A 22,519-nucleotide genomic window follows, 5' to 3' on the forward strand; every position below is an offset into this window, starting at 1 on the left:
TGTGAACGTTACTCCGGTTACATCATTACCATCCTGAATATTTTTAGCCCGTAGCGTTTTAGAAATATAATAAGGAGTTACCCTGTGTAACTTTGCAAGTTCAAATATGTTTATCAGTTTTCCATTTAAAACATAGCTGGCCATATATAGCTTACATTTTCAGTTTCCTCATTAATATCGAATATAGTTTGCCGTAAATTTTTTTAAAAAGCATCTTATATTTTACAACCACTTGGTTATTAAATAAAAGTTAAAAGTGTTAAGATTAATAACATTCAGGAACCACACATTCAGTTTAAAAAAATTTTTTTCCATTTTTTAATTAAGCCACTGGTTTACTGCTCACTCATGAGTCAGAAAAAAATTTTTTAAACCCGGCAACATGCCGATCGCGAAGGAGCATATAAGACCGTAATAACAGAAATGTTATAAGGTCATTATCACTGTACTATTAACCGCTTATTGTTTGTCTTTCCAGTCTTTCTTCTTCGGGTCTTGAGGAATAACTCAGTTCAATACATGAAGTTAGGCAAGATGTATCTGTTTAAGTTATTATGACGAACTTGCTCCTCTTGTTATGAAATTGAGATAATACTAAAATGGGTGATATGTCAGTACGGAAAGATGTCATAATCCATTTAAATGAACTACTCAGAACAGTTTCAATAAGCAAAAAAAAAACCCGCCGAAGCGGGTTTATGGATAGTACAAATTTGGGTATTTGCCTGTCCTGACATCAACCTGAATCAGGGGTGACGTCTGTAGGTGCTATCAAGAATAGCGTGCGCCCGGGCGGGTATCAAGAATGATTTGTGTCACAATAAATAAAAAGGAGGTAAATGCATGGTATCGGACTGAATTTTATTTAGCTTTGAACACTTATCCCAGGTATACCAGAGGGGTCTGGTATGCCGCTCTGTCCTGGCAATTCAGGTGTGACGTCTGTAGGTCAGTGTCTCACCAGGCGCGAAGGGAAACTCAGGAGCACTCGCGCAAAAAAAATTGCTTTTTATGTGAGACAATACCGTGATTAATAAGTTATTGTTTTTGTTTAAACTAATTCATCCAATAGTGGCTATTATTATTCTGGTACTGGAATACTGTAGTTAGCTTTGATGTAAGGTGTTTTTTTAGGTTGCCTGTATTGCCAGCCCGGTGATACAGGTTTTATTAAACGAAAACCCATAACAGCCTTCTCATATCTTATCTTTAACTCTACAAAGATCCTTACAGTCAGCATTGTCAGCCATTGTTTAGCTGCTCAAATCTTCCTTGTATTTTGTCCTGCACACCGATAAACCAACCAGAAAACATTTTTTGAAAACATAGTAATGAACTCTCATAAACTGCTTAATGATGTGTGATATCATTTTTACAGAGTGAATAAATCGTATCGCTTTAAAAAGTAAACGAATAGCCGTCTCTGACGCCACATTATCCGTCACCTCTGCAGCAGATTATTTTAATCACTCTTGCCGCGCTGGCTGAGTGTTAGCGTGCCGGGCCAGTATCAACCTGGTGGCTTGCGGTAGCTTTGCAGAGTATCTGTATTAAAGCATTTTATGGTCTAACCCGTGCAGAATATCTAAAACATCATTGTGGTCAGACACATCTATAAAGATAAGGATTCAGGCATGAGCAAGAAGGTTCTAAATTCAAAGCAGTTCGATGAGATACTGAACACGCTAAATTCGCTAATTTGCAATGATAATAAGCTTAAACGTACTGAACGCTCCATTCTCGTAAAATCTGTAGCGATAATAGGGATGCTTAAGGAGCGTGAAACTAAGACGGAAAATAAAATTGATCCATTATATCCTAATGCCGGAAAGCGGTGGTCAGAAGAAGATGAGTCGTTTCTGTTTGATTTAACTGAGAGCATTCCGAATGATGAAATTACCCATCAGATTGAATGGCTGGCGGGCAAGCTGGGCCGTACACCTTACGCTATAGCTACCAAAATAGTAAGTTCAGGACGTCTTGACATGAAATGGGCAGAAAATTTTAAAGTATCGAATGATATCCACAGCTGAACCGTTTTAACAAAAGCTTACTGCTTCATAAAACCTGATGATAGTTAAATAGACTGTATCCGATGTTCTGGCCAGTTAGTCATTATCAATGAACGGATTATCGATCTCCGTGGTATCAGCATGTAATATTCCTGATTTAGTTCTTCAATAGTTCTATAAGGAGATAATGAATGGGAGGTAAAAAGATATATTCTGTCAGATTTACTGGACGGAAAGGTGAAGTGGACTGTGATCCTCAATTGCGAACGAAAGACCCTGAAAAATGGCGTTCGTATATCTGTTATGCCCGAAAAAACAAAGCTACCACAGTAATAACCTGCCTGTGCCGGGAATTTGATGCAACCAGGACACAACGTCGTCTGAAAGCCTGTTATTCCGAAAAGACGGACAACTACTGGCTGGCTCTCTGGCAGTATACGGGTAATGAGCATGCACCTGATTGTAAGTTCTATTCCGTATGGTCTGATGAAGACCACAGTAAGATTTACAGCGATGACGTTGTTAAAGTTCTGCCTGATGGCAAATTCAGAATTAAGCTAAACACTGGCCTGCAACAACGCGATGTTCAAAAGAAGGACCAAATCCAGCAGGCAGATAAAGGTAAGAAAGGCCCTTCCAGGCGTCATCCTTCAATGCGTCTTTTAGGTTTGTTACATTTCCTCTGGGAACAGTCAAAACTGAATACATGGCATCCTTACTATGAAAGTAAAAAGGCTCGTGATTATTCATATGTTGCCTGGCGTCTGAATGTTACTGCTGGCGAAATCATTGCCGGACGTACTGCGCTGAGTGATGTGTTACTTACCATGACTACAACGAGCTCCAAAAAGGTAGTTACCAATCGCACTACTGTTGATGAAGCGATCAAAAATAAAAAACGTCTTGTAATCATTTCATCGCTGGCCACTTACTCTGAGAATGCAGAAGAGCGGTTAAACACCACACTTCCGCTGGCCTACTTTGGTGGCTTTCCAAACCTGTTATTAACGTCTGACGTACTCTACAGGCTTAAGACGAGCTTTCACAGGGAACTTAAAGCCTGGCGAAAGGGAAAGAAAGTAATACTGATTGCTGAATCAGATGTACCTGAAAGGACGTTCAGCAGAGTTAACGGGAAGAATGTGCCTAATGTGTCCAGTAAAGTAATTGATGTGGCATTAATGACAGTTAGTCCTCGTTTCATACCGTATGACTCTTCGTATGAAGAACTGATAGAAGAGAAACTCTGGAAGGAAAAGCGCTCTTTTATCAAACCGTTACGCTATGACGGTTTGTCTGAAGTTTTCCCTGATTTCATACTGAATGACGTTCCGGGCAGGGAAGCTGTTCCTCTCGAAGTTTTTGGGATGGAAACAGATGAATATCTCAACAGGAAGGAAATAAAACTGGCTCACTATCGTAAAGAGTATGGAGAAGGTAACTGGTGGTGCTGGAATGCCTGTCAACCAAATGCAGCTGATAACATTCCCCCCTTCCCGGAAAAGACCGTGAAGGCATAACCTTTTGAACTGTACGGATAAAACTTACTTCCTGTAATATCAGTGATTATATGTGATGCATCACCTATAATTCGGGCCAATCAAAGGAAGGTACTATGTCCCATACAGAACAGACAGAAAACGAGACTAAACGGAAACGTGGAAGGCCCAAAAGTGAAAACCGCATGTCTGATGCAGAGCGGGCGCGCCTGTATCGTTTGAGAAAAAAAACCGGAGAGAATCCCAGGAGAAAACCAACGGATACAAAGTCAGGGAGTGACTTTATTGAAGAGATAAAACATCTTCATGCAAAAATCGACAAACTGAATGAACAACTGCAGGAAATCAAAACAGCGTTAGCCCGGAAGTACGACAAGTGACGCGGCCAACTGGCATATCATGCAGCGCCACCTTGAGGCGGGGTATAAAACACTGCCACTGGTGATTAATGCAGGCAGGCAAAACATCCGATGCCGAAGCCTTTGTACGCGAACTGGCACAGCGTGTGCCGCAACACGGAGACGCACTCATGACCATCGCACAACAGCTTGAACAGAAGGGCATCCAGAAGGGTATCCAGCTAGGCAGGCGGGAAGGGCGCAAAGAAGGCAAACTGGAAGGCAAGCTGGAAGTTGCCCGCACTATGCTGCAGAACGGCATTAACCGTAATACCGTCATTAAAATGACCGGTCTGTCTGAAGAGGACCTGGCGCAGATCCGCCACTAATAATAATTACAATCGGAAAGTGGATAAGCAGAATCAAGATGAACGACAGGAACCACCTCAATGAACACTCATGAAAAGTATATGACTGTCGAACATCATCATTTTGATTTCTTGGATACGGAAAATAATTATCCAGAATCAGCTCTAATGATAGTGGAATGTAGTGATGGGCGATGGTTCATTCAACAAGAGTTTGGCGAAGAATACAGCCAATTTCCCGGAGTCGTTAAATCAGGTTCAGATCTTGATACAGAACCAACCTTTTACAATGATGTAGACAGTGCTGCTAAAGCGGCTTTCAGCTACATTCTTCAAGTTTATCCCTTGACGCCAAAAAATTTACTGGATGAATTTGTGAACAGTTAATTTCGTGCGCACGAAACCGCATTATATACAGCTGCCGCAGAAGGAAGGAGAGAAGAGGCTTTAGAATATCTGAGAGAGGGAAGAAAGTTGTTAAGGCAGTAACCGATGATGAGTAAAGAAGATTCAGGAAGGGGACCAAACCTCTCTGGGGCATTTTTCAGAGTCAAGGCTGATGAAGAAGAAAAACAGCACACCCACTCCACATGATGCCACGTTCAGGCAGTTCCTGACGCAACCGGATATTGCACGGGACTTCATGGAAATACACCTGCCCGCAGAGTTGCGTGAAGTTTGCGATCTCAGCACGCTGAAACTGGAATCAGGATCGTTCGTTGAGGATGATCTCCGCCAGTATTTCAGCGACGTCCTCTACAGTCTGAAAACCACAGCCGGTGACGGTTATATTTATGTGCTGATCGAGCACCAGTCAACGCCGGACAAACATATGGCTTTCCGCCTGATACGCTATGCGGTGGCCGCCATGCAGCGCCACCTGGAGGCAGGGCATAAAACACTGCCACTGGTGATACCGGTATTGTTCTATACAGGTAAGCGCAGCCCGTATCCGTACTCTACCCGCTGGCTGGATGAGTTTGACGATCCGGCGCTGGCAGGCAAACTCTACAGCAGCGCTTTCCCGCTGGTTGACGTTACAGTCATTCCGGATGATGAAATAGCTGGCCATCGCAGTATGGCGGCGCTGACACTGCTTCAGAAACATATTTATCAGCGGGACCTGACAGAACTAATTGACCGGCTTGTGCCCATTTTACTGACCGGATCTCTGTCTTCATCGCAGGTAATATCACTGGTACACTATATAATGCAGGCAGGCGAAACATCCGACGCCGAAGCCTTTGTACGCGAACTGGCACAGCGTGTGCCGCAACACGGAGACGCACTCATGACCATCGCACAACAGCTTGAACAGAAGGGCATCCAGAAGGGTATCCAGCTAGGCAGGCAGGAAGGGCGCAAAGAAGGCAAACTGGAAGGCAAACTGGAAGGCAAGCTGGAAGTTGCCCGCACTATGCTGCAGAACGGCATTGACCGTAATACCGTCATGAAAATGACTGGTCTGTCTGAAGAGGACCTGGCGCAGATTCGCCACTAATTATTATTTGCCCCCCTGTCTGATCATCCGTGTAACCGATGGGGCAGGGAAGCACTATTCTCAACCGCGGCCTGCCAGCTACAGCGATTAAACAGTTTCCAGGAATCACACAGATATGAAAATGGTTACGTTCAATGAAGCTCATAACCAGGTTGAATAAACGACCGCCAGGCGTTTTTTTGCCTGTTTCCTGTCGTGATGCAGGGGGCAGTTTGGTTACTGAATCGGTCTGTAGATCTGGCGTCTGCATTAGTTGAGCAATAATCCAGATACGGTTTGGCGTGCTACTTATGCCGTATTTTGTCAGTAGCTCTTCGATTTTTCTTTTTCAGGTTGCCTCCAAAAAGCCAAACGAATCCGATCCCTCGGCAGAGAGATAAGATGGATTCAGTCAGGAATAATGAATGCGTATAGATCGCGTTGTATCGAGTTGTATTGAGTTGCAGGCGTTAAGCTGCCTATAAACTATCTTTTATAAGATAAACGCACAGCGTGGCCACAGAGGCTCTTAAAATCGATTTTTTACCAGATTGTACAAATATAGGGCTATGCAACGCAGCGGGACGTGATAGAATTGATTTTCTGATGATCATGGATCGCAGAAACAAAAAAGCAGCTATCAGGCAAATAGGTTTCTCAGGCCCGCCCGATAGCTGCTCCTTCTCCAGTTTTAGAGACTGAAGCGGCTCAACCAAATTTTGCGGATCTGGTTAAGCCGTGGCGAAAGATTACGGCTATTCGGCGCGGATTTCCAGAAAATTTTGCGTTATAGCTGACGTTGATCGCACCTCTGTTCTGGGTTAATCCGTCAAGATTGGAGTAACTCCTTATGACAACAGAACATTTTAATCAGCGTAAAGTAACTGACGATTACGCACCCGAGCAAGCCCGCATCAAGTTAGCTTCCTTCTTCGAAGGTCATCCATCCGCTTTAGAAGCAGTCCAAAGGCTCAACCGTACACAAGCATGTGTGCTTGCTGCATTGCTGGACAGCAAATCCATTACAACCTCTGGCTATACAATCCCAGCGGATTACGGCGTGAAGCGAGCTTCTGCTGTAATACATGCTTTGGAAAAGGAATACTCATTTCCAATTTCGAGCCGCCGTGTTGAAACTGAGTCAGATGTAGGTAATAGAACAAAGCAATCTCTGTTCTTCATTACACCAGAAGATCAAGAAAGGTTGAAAGCAGAGCCGGAAGCAGTGTTCAAAGAACGTCATGATAGTGCTTGCCGTAAAAAGGAAAGCCAAGCGCAGAAAGAGATGAGGCGCTTAGTGAAAGAATACGGTGAGGATGGTGTCCTTGAGCTTATCAAGCGCGCGGCAAACGATGCAGCTGGCCCAGATACAAACGCCAGTTGATGAATATGGGTCGGGGCTTAAGCCCCGGCTCAGCACAGATAGCGTGCAGCACACTGACTTACTCCTAAGCTGAGCCTTCTGTATTCTCCACCATAAAAGCTGTTTATCAAAGGGAAAGCGGACCAGTACCCGGCGCTTCAGTCACTGATATCAACGACCAGCCTGAATCTGAAAGAGATCGAAATTCACTGGCGTGAAGTGCTGCGTCTGGCGACCTTGATAAAGCAGGGAACCGTGACAGCATCTCTGATGCTGAAAAGTTAGCCAGCTACCCCAAGCAAAACGGACTTGCCAAAGCACTGAGAGAAATTGGCCGCATTGAGCGAACCCTGTTTATGCTCGACTGGTTTCGCGATCCTGCACTGCGTCGGCGGGTACAGGCGAGTCTGAATAAGGGAGAAGCCCGTAACGCGCTGGCGCATGCGGTATTCCTGCATCGCCTGAGTGAAATAAGGGATCGTAAATCGGAAAATCAGAGCTATCGCGTCAGTGGACTGACGCTCCTGACAGCCGCCATATCCCTGTGGAATACCGTCTATATGGAAAGAGCAGTCGATGCCCTGAAGCGTAAAGGGGTGAAGATCAACGAACAATTGTTGTCGCATTTGTCTCCGCTAGGCTGGGAACACATCAACCTGACAGACGATTATAACTGGAAAAGCAACCGGATACCGGCTTCCGGTAAGTTTCGTCGGCTGAGGCCAGCTAAAGTAGAAAGGTCAAAAAACAACCTTAACGTACAATAATTTTCGATATCCAAACTGACCCCTAACCTATCAGAGACAATGAGCTCTTTAATTCTATCCAGACGAAAATCATGAAATGACTGACGCAATTCACACCACCCTGCCAACATCCGTGATGAATCAAAAAACAAAGCAATAGGCCAGATATCTCTTAACGTTATCGAATTATTTTTATCAGTATAAATGATTCTTACTCCATTTCGACAAGCTATTCCTTTTCGTATGTCACTGAGATAATTGCTTTTTACATGATCACTTCCAGATGAATTAGTTAGTTAGTTATTTATTATCTATTTCATCTGCAAGGTGTCTTAGTAAAATGAAATGGATTTTTTCATCATGCTTTTTGCTGCAATGTTTAATTCCATATCTGTGTTTTGTATAACCCAATTTAAAACCTAGAACTAGAGCCTCAACTTCATTTTTTTCAAAAAACAGGGGCGAAAGATTGAAGTCTGACTTAAGGATATACCCAATACCAGCACATTCTTCAATTTCAGCTCCTTGTTGCCCCAGTATAGCGATATCACGATAATTACTGCGGACACTCACATTGAGTTCCTGTGACAGAAACATAGCAGTCACTGAATAGCGACGAGAACGCAGTTTCTTATCAGTTCAAAAGACGCTGGGTTCTTGTCATATAATTTTATTCTCAAGTATTATCTCATTATTTATTGGCATTTTTTAATTCTCCGGCAACAGCGCTGATATTATGTATTTTCGCAGTATAGTCATGGTACCAAGCTATTGTTTATAAATGACATTATACAGGTTCCCAATCTCCTATACCTATAGAGGGCTTGGATACGGCATATCTTGGATACGGCATATCTAGTTGGGACTGTAGCTGTCAGAGTCTGCCATGCTGTAGAAACTTCAAGTCGCCGTTGCTCGGCGATCTATAAATATCATTGTGGTGGCTGTCAATCAGTAAGTGTCTCGTTTCCATAGGGCCAAGTTTTTGTTCCGTTTATGTTCTTCCTGTAGTTACTGTTTATTTCTCATCCTATCTCCCGGATTTGGCAGGATATGAAGGGTATATGGAAGCTGGTGCTGTTCAGGGATTAGACGGTAACGGTCAACCGGTAATCCTCTCTGCTGAGCAGTACCACAAGTTACATTAGCGGAATGGTTGTCGCTGATGGAAACCAAGTTTGCTTATATGATGAGGGTCGAGAATCGGCGAATACTGCCGCCTACTGAACATCATCAACGTAACACGATGACCACCGTTCCCTGCTCTCCTTGTGTGTTCGATAGTTAGGTATAATCATAAAGAATTCCGCAGCCAATTCTATTGATTAATTTTCTGCATTTTTTATCAGGCCACTAATCAAATGCTATTCGATTAGTTATATTGATGAACCACCCAAAAACACCTTATTGACTCCTATTAAAAATCAATTAATATCAAACGATTACCAAAAGTCAAAGTTAATGTTGTCATGTTAGTTCTTTATGATGGGTTAAAAAGAAAGAAATAAACGCCATTATAATTCCAATCCCCCCCTAATAACTCCTAATTTTCACTCTGCAAAAATGTGATTTAGATCGAATAAATAGATTAAGGAAATTGTGCAATCCAAATAAAACATTTATTCATAACACTCGTGAGTAAAAATGGATTGATATTTACCTACAAGGATACCTGATGTATAAAAACCGTTGCTATATGCCTTTTATTCTGTACCCTCCGGATATGTATGATGTGTTTGGGCAAGAAATGAAAAATAATCTTGTCGACTCTTTAGCGCTGAATTCCAGTGGCACAGATTTTGTCATGTATATATCTATTCCATATTGTCGTGTGTGTTGTAAAGCATGCCCGTATTTTATGGAACTGCTTCCGATGAACAGTTACAAAACACATGAAACGCTGGATAGATATGTGGATGCGTTGATTACCGATTTGCGTAATCATGCGTCAACCAAGCGTTGGAGTACAGCAAAGCTACGTGGTGTATATATAGGGGGTGGAACCGGTTCATTACTGGAAATTAAACACCTTGACAAAATACTTACAACCTTAGAGCAAGGATTTAACCTCTCTGAAGATTGTGAAATAACGCTTGAAGGTAATGCTAAAGATTTTGATATAGAAAAATCAAAATTTATTGCCAGTTCATTAATAAACCGGGTTTCCTTGGGAGCGCAGTCATTTCAGCCTGAAGTACTGAAAGTGGTGGGCGCACCACATAAAGCCCGTCAAACCATCAGTACGATTAAAATGCTTCAGGATACAGGGGTGAACCATATTTCACTCGACATGATGTACAATATGCCTGAGCACACGGTCTCACAATGGGAAAAAGATTTTAAGGTACTTCATGAGCTTGGTATTCAGCACCTTACAACATACCTTTATCGTATAACGCCGGGAACACGACAGGACGCACTGATAAAATCAGGTAAAGTGGTGCCGGTCGCTGATGCTGAAAGTATGATGGTAAAAGAAATGCAGCTCATGATCCGCCAGTTTGCAGCTGATGCTGGAATGCAAAACTATATGTATGAGCATTTTTCATTACCTGGCTTTGAGTCGCGGTACAATCACTGGACGATGAAGGAATGTGTGGATGCTCTTGGGGTGGGTCCCGGAGCCTATAGTTTCATCAACCAACGACGAACTGGTACCTCAAAAGATGTCGAACGCTATATCAGAGACGTTATGTCGGGTGAAAATACGTTTACTACTGCCAGTTCCCCGTTGTCGCCGATAATAAGCAGACAGCGTTACATCATATTTAACTTACTTTATTACAGAATAGATAAAGAGCATTATAAATCTTTATGGGGGGCTGAGCCTGTCGTTGACTTTGGTCATATTCTTAACGGGTTAATTCAGGATGGTATGGTTTATGATGAAGGCCCCTATCTGGTGGTAACCGAAAAAGGGAAACAATGGCTCCAGAATATAATGCTTGAGTTTTTTGATGACAGCATGTGGGAGAATTCTACTGCTCTTGAACAACAGCAGAGTTCATGGGCCATGAATAATCATATGATTGATTTAGGTTCATCAAGTAAAAGTTTCTGGCTGGCTAAAATTTAATTAAAATGGATAAATATGGAAAGGAATTTCGATTTAAATTTGGCAAAAAAAGACATTACCAACCTGTTTTTTGAACTCGGCCTCATTCAATCTGTTACTGATAATATCAACCCTAGTGATAGTCTCAGAAAAAAATATGATCTGGATAGTCAGGAATTAATGACGCTTCTGGATCTTGTATCATCACTAGCAATAAACCACTCGCCACTTCAAGAAGAAGAGGTTATTACGGTTGATGATCTAATCCGATTTCTAGCTGTAAATCGTGACGACTGGTTGTTTAACGACGTACCCTATATAATGCAAGGAAGTGTCCTTTTAAATAAGGATGTGGAAACTGTTTATTCTTATATTAAAGATTATAGAAATTGGCCTGGAATTATTAACCATGTTATTAAAATTGACTCAGAGTATGATGACGGCCGCTTACAGACTTTTTCCATGTATATTGATGAATTCGGTTCTGGAAAAGAATATCACGTGAAATCCATGCGTTACCTTAATTCTCAAGCCGGTATCATTGACTTTGCTCAACCTTTACCGCCAGAAGGTTTTCGTTGTCATAAAGGTGGGTGGCGATTTATTTCTGGCAATGATAATCAGACCCGCTTGGTTAGTTACCACGGATTTTCCCTTAATAAAGGTGTGGACCCGGAAGGACCGCTGGCCATGATCCGTAAACATATGAATGTGGCTCTCAGTACTTGGGCACGACACAGCAGTGGTGATACGAGTGAATAAACTCAGCCTCACCCTGCTGACACGCGCCGAAGTCCCTGAAGGGTGTGATCCATTGGCTCTAATCTGGGATCTAGATAACTGGAAAAATTCACTCAGTAGGGTTAGAGATATCCGGCTTGTATCCTCCACGGCTACGTACCAGCATTTTTTTATGCTTTTTGAGGCTGGCTATGACCAACCTGATACTGTTGAAATTGAACGTTGGTTTTCGGATTCCGTCATTACGGTAAAACATCTTGTTCCCCCGCCTGGCATCCTGTCCCTGGAAGCCGACTGGTGGGTTGATGATGTTATCCCCAGCCAGCTATTTTCCCGAAGAAAAATAATACTAGAAGAGAGCGCCTATTCGCCATCCCTAGCCAAAAAAATGTTTTTGATTCTACGTGAAAATATAACCTCTCTGACTGGAAATATGTTATGAAAAATTCCATTGCGATAGTGGGAGGTGGAGTAACCGCCGCGCTTTCTACTTATTTCCTTGTCGGTGCTGCTCCTGTAACGCTCTATCGCCCGGCCTCATCTTCAGTAGGACAGATCCCGGAGATTATTCCTCGCCGTGTTTTTTTTACTGTGCTTAATAAGCTTAATGAGGAGGAGATGATCAATTTCTGTAAGCCGCTACAAAAAACAATTATCTGGGAGTATAACGGTAGAGTGCGTGAAATACCTCTGTCGTCTAACAAGAATTTTTTTGTCTACGATAAGTTTCGTCTCGCCGATTACTTATTTATGCATACAGGTAAGAAAATTAGTAATGAGACAAAAGAGGTTGTATCAATTGCAGACTTGTCCGGTTATGCCCGCATTTATGATTGCAGGGGAACTCGCGCAGTCACTCACGATGCAGCCTACGGGATCAATAAAACGTCAGAGGCTATAACAGCCTGTCGTTACCTGATTACCCGCTCTGTTGGAGAAGTCTCAGATACCGTGATGCGATTCTGGACTGACACAGTCCAGAGCGGACGAGGCAGGACCTATTTCCGTATTCCGGTATCTCAGAGCAACGTGTCGTTTGGTTGTTCCTCTCATCCGTCAGATCCGGTCAGCGAAGATGAGCTATTGGCCTTTTTTGACACGAAGGATTTACCTGTGGATGAAGGCAGCATCCTTTATCGTGGTTTCGTCACGCCACATATAAACACTTTCAGGTGCAATCAGCCCCATGTTATTTCCCTTGGCGACGCTCAACGTTCCCCCTGTCCATTAACTGAGTACGGCACACTGGCGGCGTTAAAACAAGTAGGCATACTGGCAGGAAACATGACGGCAGCGAAGTTAAACATTTCTCGCCAGTTCCACAATGTGAGTGATCCACACCTGCCTATGGAACTATTTTATGAATAAGTACATATGTATTTCCAGCACCCTTTACCCGGGAAATGGTGAGCCGGTGCCAATAAGAATTGATACACTGAGCCATAAGGAAGGTATCTCGCATCTGTGCAAAGGATTTGATATCCATCCAGCTGACTGGCCAGACGGATATGGCATATCAAATGAAACTGTCACTTTGTCGACACACCAAGGAACACATATTGATGCGCCTCTTCATTATTCGCCGGACGGACAGGACATCGCCGCTGCAGACGTTAATCAGTTTATTGGCAGGGCCGTGATATTTACCGATAGTGCCCGTTCCGGATACGAAATCAGTCTGGATTGGGATAGTTACATCGCCCGACTTGACGAATATGCAGATCGGGCCCATGCAGTATTTTTCATTACCGGGGCATACAGCCGTTATGGCCAAACTAGCTATTTTACGGACTTTAAGGGAATTCCGGTCGACTATATCAACGCCGCACTTGATCGTGAATACACATTGATAGGCACAGACGGTTTCAGCGTTGATCCTCCTTTTTCCGTGATGTCAGAGGCCTATATGAAAACGAAAAACCCATCAGTTCTCTGGCCTGCTCATGTACTTGGTAGAACTCGCCCTTATTACCAGATAGAACGTCTGGCAAATCTTGAACATTTCGAGTGTGCAAGGTTGGTTGATTTCATCGCGCTGCCAGTGAAACTTCATTGTGGTGCTGCTTGGACGCGAGCAGTAGCAAGGATAATTGAATGAAACCTGTTTATATTGAACGAGCGTCAGCTGTTAGTCCGTTGGGTTCATCTCTTGACGACATTTGGCAAAATATCATTGACGGAAACACCGTTCACTCGACTATCTCTTTGGCTAATGGTCAGTCCTATCTAGTTGCGGAATGTGAACCAGGAACGAGAGAAAATCTTTCCGATTATGGTTCGCTTTTCAGCCAGAAGATAATCAGTCTTGTTAGCGAGCTTAAGTTGACAACGTCAGTCGATGTGATTTTTTTTGCAAGTGCGGTAGGGAACCTAGCCGAAGCAGAACATCAAGTTTACAGCTGTAATACTATTTCTTCAGAGTTGCTTGATTTCGCTGCAACTGAAAATGTATTTAGAAAGACCGCTGCATGGGGAGAGCATACGCGTTTTGTTACCATACCCACCGGATGCTGTGCTGGCTTACAAGCTATGGGGTTAGCCCGTGCACTTATGCACCAGCTGAACGTAACCCGTGGGTTGGTTATGTCGCTGGATTTTGGACTAACTCCTCTGGCAATTGAATCATTTAACAAAATCAATGCTACCCGAAGTTATTCTGATTCTCTATCTGCCAATCCTTCCAGGCCATTCTGTACTGATCGCGATGGTTTTTTGTTTGCGGATGGCGGCGGAGCCGTACTTATCACAACCAATCGTCCTGAAGGCGATGGAGTGGCCGTTACCGGTTACGGCTGTGTTTCCAGCGCTTTTCATATGACTGATATCGAAACAGATGGCCGTGCCATACGTCAGAGTATCGAAAAAGCATTAACAGATGCAGACATAAGTGCAGAAGCCATCACTCATATCAACCTTCATGCGTCGGGTACTCAGCAGAACGATCTGGCTGAATATCAGGCTCTGCTGGATGTTATTGGTCATGATATTCCTCCGGTAACTGCATTCAAAGGTAATCACGGACATGCTTTGGGAGGGGCAAATATGATTGAAGTAGCATTGACGTGGAAAATGATGATGACCGGTATTTTACCTCCCACTCCCTATGGACTGCCGGTAAACGCTTATCCGCAGATCACGGCTCGACATGCTCCTATAAATTCTGATTTCAACGCTGTCCTTAAAACGGCAAGTGGTTTTTCAGGTATTCATGCAGCACTGATACTGGAGTTAGTCAATGGCTGAAACTTATCGTTGTTTTCTTAAGCCCAGCGCTGCTGAGTTTATTTGTGATCAGGATAAAAAAACGCTCACTGTCAGAGAGTTTGAGGCACTTACCCCTCGTCGGGAACGTCCAAAATTGCCAGTGAATAACAGAATGGCTGGTGCAATGTGGCAGCATTTTTCTTTGAATAAACGGCTGAAAGAGTTTGGAGGTGATCCCACGCAAACCCCACTACTTATTCTGAATCGTTTTGCTAACTGGGATTATGTTGCTGAAATGATGTGCGGTAGTCAGTCAGCAATACTTGAAGCGATAAACTGTTACGTAGCAACGGCGTGGTTTCCTGCCACTCTGCAGGGTTACCTGACCATAGAACACGGTAATACAGCTGAAGCCCTGACACTGGCCACAACAGATACTGGTATTCAGGCTGCAGCGATCGACAGCATTTTCCAGCGGGATCGTAATGGTATGCGCATGGGCTGTGTCATTGTCGGAACCTTCGAATGTCTGCCGCAAAAAATCGGCAGTAGTCAACTTTCTGTCAATTCAACGGTGGCATTCGGGGCCCTCAGTATTGTGCTCTCACAGGACAACGAGAGCACAGTTATAGAAACACTCACTTTACATAAGGAACTTTACCAACATGTCTTCAATATCTGATATGACTTTTGTTTTTGAATCCAGTGTTACCATACCAGCCCTTTATGCGTCCCGGATTTGGGATGTTTGGGAAGCTCTTGAAGACTGGCATAAGTGGGATGCTTCACTAAAAGGTACTCGTGCCCAAGATAACGGACTTACTCTGGGGAAACGTTTTGAAATTGTTACTGGACAAGGGCCTGTGCCGGTGTGTGTTACTGCATTGATCGCAGGCTTTCATTTTACCACGACAGCCCAGACTTCATTTGGCTCACTGTCATTTGGTCATACGCTGTCCCCGGATAAAAATGAGGAGTTGGTAAAACTGACCCACTCTATTTTGGCCACAGCAAACTCTCCAAGTACACTCCCTCATCCATTACTTGAAAAGTTACAAGCTGATGTGGTGGACAGCGTTGAAAAACTGGCAGATTTTGTGCAGCAGAAGGAAGATTCACTGTAATGAAACATTGGGTTGCTGTTATTTCACGTGAGCATGCGTCTATCGCAGCCAGCTCCGGATTTCTCCAAGTATGCCATGGAAAAGCAGCCCCTTTGCGCCAGACTCATGCGGGGGATGAAGTATTTATATACTGCCCCCGCACTGAAATGGGCAAAGGAGAGATGTTAAAAACTGTGGAATATCATTGTGTCTTCAGAGACGACGTTGTTTACCAGGTTGAACAGTTTCCGGGTTTCATGCCTTTCCGTAAAGATGTAACTTTTACAGAAAACCTCCGTGCTGTGGTACTCAAAGACGTTGCTGGGTTACAGTTCACTTCACATTCTGGATGGGGGATGCTAGCCAGACGGGGTTTTTTTGAAATAGGCCCCAGTGATGCGGAATTGATTCGCACTGCGATGAAGGGGGGGTAATGGCCCAATATTATCCTGTAATCGTGGTTTTCGATCAGATATCAAAAAACACATTTTTTGACAAACTGGAATGGGCCAGCTTAGTAAATGCCTGGTCCGGAACCATTGCTTGGTATCAGCTATCTCCTCATAAAGTCGAGCTGACACTAAAAGGCCTGGACGGACTCGATTCACTGATTATCACCCGTCGACGTCGAGGGGATCGTGTTTTCATCGGTGCACGTGATAGTGCCGGAGAGTTGATCCAGTCGGGTATATGGGAATATGAAACCGACAGTGGTTTATGTGTCTGTTATCGCCGCGTATATAAAGCGGCGCTGGCCACCACGCTCCGGGAACGACTGTCCGATTTCATTTTTACCACGTTTCTTAGGTGAGGTTCTTGCGTGTCTAAAATCATATTTAGCACGGTTGTTCCCGTCTTGGCATTGACAGCATTCGCCGCTGGTTTATCGGAATTTATCATTATTGGACTGCTTGATTCCGCTGCCAGTGCTTTGTCTGTTCCTATCGGGGAAGCTGGATTGCTGATCAGCATTTATGCGCTGGGTATTACTATCGGTGCCCCCGTGCTTATATTGTTAACACGCAGACAGTCCGGTCGGTTACTGTGTATTATTATGATAGCTACCTTCGCACTATTAAATGCGCTGTTTGTGATAGCCAGTCATTCTTGGGCGTTACTCGCGCTCCGATTTCTGTCTGGCATCATTCATGGTGCATATTTTAGTGTGGCCAGCGCAAGCCTCGCATCTGTCATCAGCGCCCGGAGAGTCCCTCTTGCAATAGCTCTCATGTTCTCCGGACTGACGCTGGCTGTGGTGGGAGGTGTGCCACTGGGTATGTTAGCCGCAGAGCAGTATGGCTGGCAATGGCCATTTGTCTGTATTTCAGCCATATCAGGTGTCAGTGCACTGCTGCTGTTGAAGGTCTTGCCTGTTTCTTTTGGTATTACCGTGACAACTAGCAACGAAGTCCGACTGAAACCTACTTTTACCCTGGCGTTAATCCAACCCTTATGTTTTACGATCTTGGCTTTTGGTGGAGGGTTTGTATTCTTTGCATATGTAGCTCCTTGGCTGACATTTAGTGCCGGACTGGATACAAAACAGGTGGCCCTTATGATGGGACTGGCTGGAGTAGGTTCTCTTGCCGGAAACATATTTGGTGGAATACTACCTGACAGGTTAGGGATCAGGTTGACACTTTGCGTTACCTTGCTGCTTCAAGTTGTCGGTCTGTTAGGCGTGTATTTATACCCTGCAGCAGGATTGTTCATCTGGAGTATGGGTGCGTTTGCCACAGCTCCTATTGTTCAAAGTTGGGTAGTGGTCTCATCTGGCATACTTCCTGCTCGTGTTTCCGCTGCACTGAATGTATCCGCCTTTAATCTCGGGATATCTTTCAGCTCTTTTATTGGTTCCTGTCAGATTTCGTTCGGTGGCTTAAAATATCTTCCGGTGACGGCAGCCATTATTGTACTGTTTGCACTTCCATTTTGCTTGTCAGGAAAGACTCATCTTTCGGTTAAATAAGATACGTATTAGGAAATTAATTATGTTTGTATGGAAACACAGTGAAGAAGTCAGCACAGAAGCTACTGCTTCTGAAATCTGGATACAATGGAAAGATACAACCAACTGGCCTCGCTGGGATAAAGAACTAGAATGGGTCAGGCTCAACGGCGAATTTGAAAAGGGCACAACGGGAAGAATGAAGCCAATCAGTGGGCCGGAAGTGGCTTTCACACTGGATAAGGTAGTTGTTAACCGGTTTTTCTCTGATTCAGCCAAGTTGCCGCTTACCCGGGTGGTTTTCGAGCATGAATATTTGCCAGCTACTGAAACCGGTCACCATGCAAAAATCAGGCACACCGTAACAATGACTGGTGTTCTGGCCCCGCTATTTGGACGGGTGATTGGGTCGAAAATACGTCTTCATTTACGTGATGCTATGACTGCTCTCACAAAATGCGCTACCGCATTACGTAAAAAGTAAAATTCCTTTCACAGGGAAGCCTCCCTTCCCTGTGAAGAAATGTCCATGTTATTACATCATCTTTCGAAAATTTGTAATAGACAACCACTTCACAGCGTTTATGAATGCTATAGGGTACAGAAAACCGCCACTGTCCTTTTTCAGGTAACCTGACAGACCGAAGAGCGCGGAAACTGATCCTGCTAGGGTTCAAACCGCTCACCATTTTTAACAGTGTTTCCTTCGCAGAGAAAAGCAATGTGGCTGCCCGTGATTTTTCTTCTTCTGCTAGTCCGTAAAACCAAGTAGCTTCGGCTTGTGTAGCCATTCGGTTTACAACAGCAGGGAATGATCTGAAATTCAGCAGAGGTTCAATATCAACACCGTACAGAAAATCGTCAGGGCCACTGATCATTACTATGCTGTCTCCTGAATGTGACAGAGAAGCTCCGTACCCGGCAGAAATATCAGGTGCGCCAGAGGGAAGCCTGCCAGGCGGATGTGTCAGCTTCAGGGCGTACATAAGCAGTTGGCGGCCACAGATAAATTCTCTTCTTCTCCTCGGAGTGGAATCAATAAGTCCGGCCTGTAAAAGGGCTTCGGTCATAACAGCGGTCTCCTCCACCTGCCCCAAAGGGTCATAATGAGCACGCCATAAAATTATTCCGTGACTCAGACTGAGGTATCCGCTCCTGGTTAACCAAGGACTATCTGACATATCAGAATATTTCCATTGGCGGTTAAGACAGCATAAAAATGGGGCAGGGGACATACGATTCTCCATTTTTTCGATAATTTCTTTTCATCATATTCGTGCTTTTCCTGATGTTTTACATCCTTACGGATCATTTCCGCATTCACACCTACGGTGTCCACGCAGTAACCTTTGGCCCAGAAGTGGTTTCCCCACAACTTATACTTACGCAGATATGAAAACTTACTGAACAACCTTAAAGCTGAGGTTGATACATTCCGAAAAATAGTGAGTTTCACAAATTAACTATTTGATGAAATAAATTATTTTTGTATTATGCAAATAATAATTATAACTACTGATAAATATAAGTTTTAGTGGTGCTCGTGCAGATTATTTATCTGCATATCGGGCCAGGTTCTGACATTAAAATTCATTAATCATGGATGTATTATATGAAATTATCTTCACTTTCCACCGTTCTCTTATCTCTTTCTCTGGCTGGTTGTGCAGCGTCTTTTCAGCCGGTTTTACCAGACTACACAGGAGAAAATGCAGCTTATCTGCGGTTTAATAACAGCCCCGTTTATACGAAACTTCGACAAGCTTCAGGTCAGGTGCTTCAGCCGGTACCCTTTAGTGTCAGGTGGTCTGGAGCTGCCGACCCTGATAAAGAATTCAGTGTTAACGCCCGGTTTGCGATTATGGGGATAAAGTCCAGTTATGGGAAAAAAGTGGAAGGTAGTGCCCCCGTTTCCTCAAATCTGTCCAATAAAAGTTATATGGAATACAGAGTCAAAGCTGGCGACACATATAGCATAAAATGGGTGCACAGAGAACAGGGAATTTATCACAATTTTGACCGGACATTTTCAGGAAGCGTGACGCCTGAAACCGGGCATACATACGAAGTAACAATAGGTGGTGGCTCTGATGGTAACGGTGTAGTAATTACTGACGTTACCAGTAATTAACTTCAGGTGTTCACTTCCATGTAAGGATAAATGCCGCGTTTCGCGGCATGAAGGTGCCAGTGGATGTTGAGGGCAGCTCGAAAACAGAATGGCACCGGTAGCCCGGCGCAGCCGGTTCCGATCGTACAGGATCTTCAATCCCCCTCCTTCCTGCTAAGCCCAGCGGACTTACAGCGATAAATTAGTGTCTCTAAAGCCAAAGCCCCGGTGAGCGGGCTTAACGACGCAGAGCGGCGTTAAGGGCGTGATTTCCGGGGTCTTGCTCTCAGCTGCCCGTCCAGGGCAACTGAGAGTTAGAGCTTTAGTTACATCATTCATTAAAGCCACTCCTGTTCCGGGCCTCTGGCCCGGGCGGGGGCGGCTCTTTAGTGGGTCGATGTTGCTCAGGTGGTGAGGTTTCCCCGATCGTCTTCCGAATGTTGTCGCCGGTGCTGAGGTTTCTGGTTTCAGTACGGGATGCAATTCTTGAGTGTTGTAACTAATCGTGTTATGCCCGCCGCTTGCGGTGGGAGGTACTTTTGCTGTTTCCAGGCTGGCGAGGACGCTAGTCCGCTGCAAAGCCGGTCCTTTTTATTTTTCCACAGAGTTACAACAGACAAAGAATTTCCCTGCACGCTTGCGTTGCAGGGGATTTATAAGGGGTTTTAGATGATATTCCGGATTCGTCGTTATCCGTTTGCGTAAAACTCAATTTATATGTTTGCGGAATTCTGTGGATAAACGGAACGATTCATCCGGAAGCGCGATACTCGACGGTAAAAATAGACGGAAATCTGAAGATTCTGTTGGGAAGGCTTTAGTCAGGTGAAAAAAGGACGGATCTTGCCAGCACCAAAAGCCCCGGAGGGGCTGGCGCTAAAATTTGTATAAAAGAATCCAGGTTAATGGGGTGGCGGTATGGCCAGTGACAATTCGAGCTGGTAAAGATGCTGAACAGCCAGTTGTTTCAGACGTTCAGGGGTGCACCAGTAGGCTTCATCTGGCGGCAGCGTTTTAAGGATATGCCGTGACATTTCATGAATCTGGCTATCCAGAGGCAGTCTGGCCAGCCGGTTGGCACGTTTACGGGCAGCCCCTTTCTCACGGCGATATATCAACGCTTCATGCCTGCGCTGAAGATACCAACGCCGTCTGGCCGCATGTACAGAAATCTCCTCATCCTCATCTAAAATACCTTCCTCAATGAGGCGACGGCGCTCTTCGCTTTCATGCAGCCGCTTCTTCTGTTGTGCCTGCAGTTTCGTGAGATCCACACCCAGCATCTGCCAGCCAGTCGTAGTTATCCAGACATATTTAGGCAGCCTCTTACGCGATTCACGGTCCCAGGCGGTTTCTTCTGACACTCCAAGCGTGCCGAAGCGCACCTGCTCAGCGATAAGGCTGGAAAGACGAGAAACCGTAACTTCCGTTTCAGGTATGACATTCCCTTTTGTGTCCTTTGGGCTGAGTTCTCTGGCCAGCCTGGAAATACACATACCTACGGTATGCTTGCCGGCATCGCAAAAACTAACAAGCACTGGCCACAGGGCATCCAGCAAACGTTTTTTCTCAGGACGAAATGCGTACTTTCGCCCTGCCCGAAGTCGCTCGCGGACATAAAATGGATGCAGGGACATATGCATACGTAAACTGCACTGTCCTGTTGCAGGATCTTTTTTTACCAGACGGTTATAGGCATAACCAAGTTGGCCGCCAAGCGCCTTGTAGTGCGCAGGGCGGAACCAGAAAGGATTTTCGCATTTAGGTTTGGTGGAATGCTCGCCGCGACGACGACGTGTACGTTTCTTTTCCGGGGCTACCAGAAAAGAATTAACGTGTCCATCATCAACGTCTTGCCAGAAATGAATCTGATCGTCCTGACTAAGCTGACTCCAGTGCTGCGTTCCGTTAGCCACAACTTCCTGCGCTTATGTTGCACAGAAGGAGCAAATAGCACAGAAACGGGTATTGCAGTTTTCTGAGCATAAAACTATACTCCCCGTACAGAGCAACAGCTTCTGTACAGATTAGTTGGGCCCCGTTAATCTTCGACTCGTCGCCAAACTAGGTGAAGATTTTCGGGGTTTTTGCTTTTCTGGTTCCGGGCGAATCTTTGCCTGAACCAGCTCCCTGCCACCTTACGGCGTGGCCAGCCAAATGCTTCAATTGCTCATTAAACTATCACTTAAACCGGTCATTAGCAACGAATTGTGACTACTCACTGCCGCATACCTGATTAATCAGGTATTCGATCGCTTCTGCCTGGGTCAGCCCCTGTGTTTTACACAATGCATCCAGTTTGTCTTTCTGAGCATTGCGGATAAACACATTGACAGGTTTGTGAGTTTCTCGTTTACGCGATACTGAGCGCATCTTACGTTCACTGACGCTCAAAGGAGCGCCTTTACGGTAAGACCGTTTAGGTTTCGATGAGGAAGATACCGTATCTCCGGGCTGTGACATCTCTGCCTCCTCAAGGATCAAACGTGGATCATTCGCAGAGAATACTACAGATTCCAGAAATCAGCGACTTACTTTATTAACATAATCCG

25 protein-coding genes and 3 pseudogenes are annotated in these 22,519 nt (G+C 44.6%); 21 read left to right on the forward strand and 7 right to left on the reverse strand.

The window, feature by feature from the left end; genetic code table 11:
- Positions 1-1,634: 1,634 nt before the first annotated feature.
- The 8 genes and pseudogenes from C7M51_RS21750 to C7M51_RS21785 form a co-directional block, all read left to right on the forward strand.
- Positions 1,635-2,033 (forward strand): DNA-binding protein, encoded by a 399-nt coding sequence (locus C7M51_RS21750; protein ID WP_160623742.1) that lies wholly within the window; start codon positions 1,635-1,637, stop codon positions 2,031-2,033.
- A gap of 170 nt (positions 2,034-2,203) precedes the next feature.
- Positions 2,204-3,532: a DUF1173 family protein gene (locus C7M51_RS21755; RefSeq protein ID WP_160623743.1), complete on the forward strand. Its 1,329-nt coding sequence runs from the start codon at positions 2,204-2,206 to the stop codon at positions 3,530-3,532.
- Between the two features lie 95 nt (positions 3,533-3,627).
- A complete protein-coding gene (locus tag C7M51_RS21760) occupies positions 3,628-3,891 on the forward strand; it encodes a DUF1003 domain-containing protein (RefSeq protein WP_160623744.1) in 264 nt (87 codons plus the stop codon).
- 65 nt (positions 3,892-3,956) lie between these two features.
- Positions 3,957-4,238: pseudogene (locus C7M51_RS21765) on the forward strand (Rpn family recombination-promoting nuclease/putative transposase); the annotation flags it as partial.
- A gap of 60 nt (positions 4,239-4,298) precedes the next feature.
- On the forward strand, positions 4,299-4,604 hold the full coding sequence (locus C7M51_RS21770; RefSeq protein ID WP_160623745.1) for a hypothetical protein: 306 nt from the start codon (positions 4,299-4,301) through the stop codon (positions 4,602-4,604).
- Positions 4,605-4,776: 172 nt separating this feature from the next.
- Complete coding sequence (locus C7M51_RS21775; protein ID WP_160623746.1) at positions 4,777-5,718, forward strand: Rpn family recombination-promoting nuclease/putative transposase; 942 nt, start codon at positions 4,777-4,779, stop codon at positions 5,716-5,718.
- 829 nt (positions 5,719-6,547) lie between these two features.
- Positions 6,548-7,081 (forward strand): hypothetical protein, encoded by a 534-nt coding sequence (locus C7M51_RS21780; protein WP_160623747.1) that lies wholly within the window; start codon positions 6,548-6,550, stop codon positions 7,079-7,081.
- A gap of 96 nt (positions 7,082-7,177) precedes the next feature.
- Positions 7,178-7,785 (forward strand): annotated as a pseudogene (locus C7M51_RS21785) (Tn3 family transposase); the annotation flags it as partial.
- Here C7M51_RS21785 and C7M51_RS22840 read toward each other — a convergent pair.
- On the reverse strand, positions 7,728-8,051 hold the full coding sequence (locus tag C7M51_RS22840; RefSeq protein ID WP_160623819.1) for a WYL domain-containing protein: 324 nt from the start codon (positions 8,049-8,051) through the stop codon (positions 7,728-7,730). The pseudogene C7M51_RS21785 and the gene C7M51_RS22840 overlap by 58 nt on opposite strands.
- A 55-nt stretch (positions 8,052-8,106) precedes the next feature.
- Positions 8,107-8,433, reverse strand: a complete 327-nt coding sequence (locus C7M51_RS21795) for an HTH domain-containing protein (RefSeq protein WP_280116116.1) — start codon at positions 8,431-8,433, stop codon at positions 8,107-8,109.
- Positions 8,434-9,481: 1,048 nt separating this feature from the next.
- Between C7M51_RS21795 and C7M51_RS21800 the strand changes: the two genes are divergently transcribed.
- Genes C7M51_RS21800 through C7M51_RS21855 form a run of 12 tightly spaced genes read left to right on the forward strand, consistent with a single transcriptional unit; the run spans position 9,482 to position 18,341 of the window.
- Complete coding sequence (locus tag C7M51_RS21800; RefSeq protein ID WP_160623749.1) at positions 9,482-10,882, forward strand: coproporphyrinogen-III oxidase family protein; 1,401 nt, start codon at positions 9,482-9,484, stop codon at positions 10,880-10,882.
- A gap of 15 nt (positions 10,883-10,897) precedes the next feature.
- Positions 10,898-11,623 carry an SRPBCC family protein gene (locus C7M51_RS21805; RefSeq protein ID WP_160623750.1) on the forward strand — a complete coding sequence of 242 codons (726 nt, stop codon included), beginning with the start codon at positions 10,898-10,900 and terminating at the stop codon, positions 11,621-11,623.
- Entirely contained in the window at positions 11,616-12,044 is a 429-nt protein-coding gene (locus C7M51_RS21810) for a hypothetical protein (protein WP_160623751.1), read from the forward strand. Before C7M51_RS21805 ends, C7M51_RS21810 begins: the two co-directional genes overlap by 8 nt.
- Positions 12,041-12,970, forward strand: a complete 930-nt coding sequence (locus C7M51_RS21815; protein ID WP_160623752.1) for a hypothetical protein — start codon at positions 12,041-12,043, stop codon at positions 12,968-12,970. The genes C7M51_RS21810 and C7M51_RS21815 overlap by 4 nt, the downstream gene beginning before the upstream one ends.
- Positions 12,963-13,700, forward strand: coding sequence for a cyclase family protein (locus C7M51_RS21820; protein ID WP_160623753.1), 738 nt, complete (start codon positions 12,963-12,965; stop codon positions 13,698-13,700). The genes C7M51_RS21815 and C7M51_RS21820 overlap by 8 nt, the downstream gene beginning before the upstream one ends.
- Positions 13,697-14,845 (forward strand): beta-ketoacyl synthase N-terminal-like domain-containing protein, encoded by a 1,149-nt coding sequence (locus tag C7M51_RS21825; protein WP_160623754.1) that lies wholly within the window; start codon positions 13,697-13,699, stop codon positions 14,843-14,845. The genes C7M51_RS21820 and C7M51_RS21825 overlap by 4 nt, the downstream gene beginning before the upstream one ends.
- Positions 14,838-15,488, forward strand: coding sequence for a hypothetical protein (locus C7M51_RS21830; RefSeq protein WP_160623755.1), 651 nt, complete (start codon positions 14,838-14,840; stop codon positions 15,486-15,488). The genes C7M51_RS21825 and C7M51_RS21830 overlap by 8 nt, the downstream gene beginning before the upstream one ends.
- Positions 15,472-15,930 carry an SRPBCC family protein gene (locus C7M51_RS21835; RefSeq protein WP_160623756.1) on the forward strand — a complete coding sequence of 153 codons (459 nt, stop codon included), beginning with the start codon at positions 15,472-15,474 and terminating at the stop codon, positions 15,928-15,930. Before C7M51_RS21830 ends, C7M51_RS21835 begins: the two co-directional genes overlap by 17 nt.
- Positions 15,930-16,343, forward strand: coding sequence for an EVE domain-containing protein (locus C7M51_RS21840; RefSeq protein WP_160623757.1), 414 nt, complete (start codon positions 15,930-15,932; stop codon positions 16,341-16,343). Before C7M51_RS21835 ends, C7M51_RS21840 begins: the two co-directional genes overlap by 1 nt.
- Positions 16,343-16,720, forward strand: a complete 378-nt coding sequence (locus C7M51_RS22350) for a hypothetical protein (protein ID WP_208852155.1) — start codon at positions 16,343-16,345, stop codon at positions 16,718-16,720. The genes C7M51_RS21840 and C7M51_RS22350 overlap by 1 nt, the downstream gene beginning before the upstream one ends.
- 9 nt (positions 16,721-16,729) lie before the next feature.
- Positions 16,730-17,878: an MFS transporter gene (locus C7M51_RS21850; protein ID WP_160623758.1), complete on the forward strand. Its 1,149-nt coding sequence runs from the start codon at positions 16,730-16,732 to the stop codon at positions 17,876-17,878.
- Between the two features lie 22 nt (positions 17,879-17,900).
- Complete coding sequence (locus C7M51_RS21855; protein ID WP_160623759.1) at positions 17,901-18,341, forward strand: SRPBCC family protein; 441 nt, start codon at positions 17,901-17,903, stop codon at positions 18,339-18,341.
- On the opposite strand, the gene C7M51_RS21860 is transcribed toward C7M51_RS21855, so the two are convergent.
- Both C7M51_RS21860 and C7M51_RS21865 read right to left on the reverse strand, forming a co-directional pair.
- Positions 18,319-18,927 carry a 4'-phosphopantetheinyl transferase superfamily protein gene (locus C7M51_RS21860; protein WP_160623760.1) on the reverse strand — a complete coding sequence of 203 codons (609 nt, stop codon included), beginning with the start codon at positions 18,925-18,927 and terminating at the stop codon, positions 18,319-18,321. The genes C7M51_RS21855 and C7M51_RS21860 overlap by 23 nt on opposite strands.
- Positions 18,928-19,118: 191 nt before the next feature.
- Positions 19,119-19,280 (reverse strand): annotated as a pseudogene (locus C7M51_RS21865) (transposase); the annotation flags it as partial.
- A 189-nt stretch (positions 19,281-19,469) separates the two neighbouring features.
- On the opposite strand from C7M51_RS21865, the gene C7M51_RS21870 reads away from it, so the two are divergent.
- Positions 19,470-19,988, forward strand: a complete 519-nt coding sequence (locus tag C7M51_RS21870; protein ID WP_160623761.1) for a hypothetical protein — start codon at positions 19,470-19,472, stop codon at positions 19,986-19,988.
- 881 nt (positions 19,989-20,869) lie between these two features.
- On the opposite strand, the gene repA (C7M51_RS21875) is transcribed toward C7M51_RS21870, so the two are convergent.
- The 3 genes from repA (C7M51_RS21875) to repA (C7M51_RS21885) form a co-directional block, all read right to left on the reverse strand.
- On the reverse strand, positions 20,870-21,883 hold the full coding sequence (repA, locus tag C7M51_RS21875; protein WP_160623762.1) for a plasmid replication initiator RepA: 1,014 nt from the start codon (positions 21,881-21,883) through the stop codon (positions 20,870-20,872).
- Positions 21,876-21,953 carry a RepA leader peptide Tap gene (tap, locus tag C7M51_RS21880; protein ID WP_160623820.1) on the reverse strand — a complete coding sequence of 26 codons (78 nt, stop codon included), beginning with the start codon at positions 21,951-21,953 and terminating at the stop codon, positions 21,876-21,878. Before tap ends, repA (C7M51_RS21875) begins: the two co-directional genes overlap by 8 nt.
- A gap of 228 nt (positions 21,954-22,181) precedes the next feature.
- Positions 22,182-22,430: a replication regulatory protein RepA gene (gene repA, locus C7M51_RS21885; protein WP_160623763.1), complete on the reverse strand. Its 249-nt coding sequence runs from the start codon at positions 22,428-22,430 to the stop codon at positions 22,182-22,184.
- Positions 22,431-22,519: the final 89 nt, after the last annotated feature.

Origin of the sequence: Mixta intestinalis, from assembly GCF_009914055.1 — a bacterium.
Lineage (GTDB): Bacteria > Pseudomonadota > Gammaproteobacteria > Enterobacterales > Enterobacteriaceae > Mixta > Mixta intestinalis.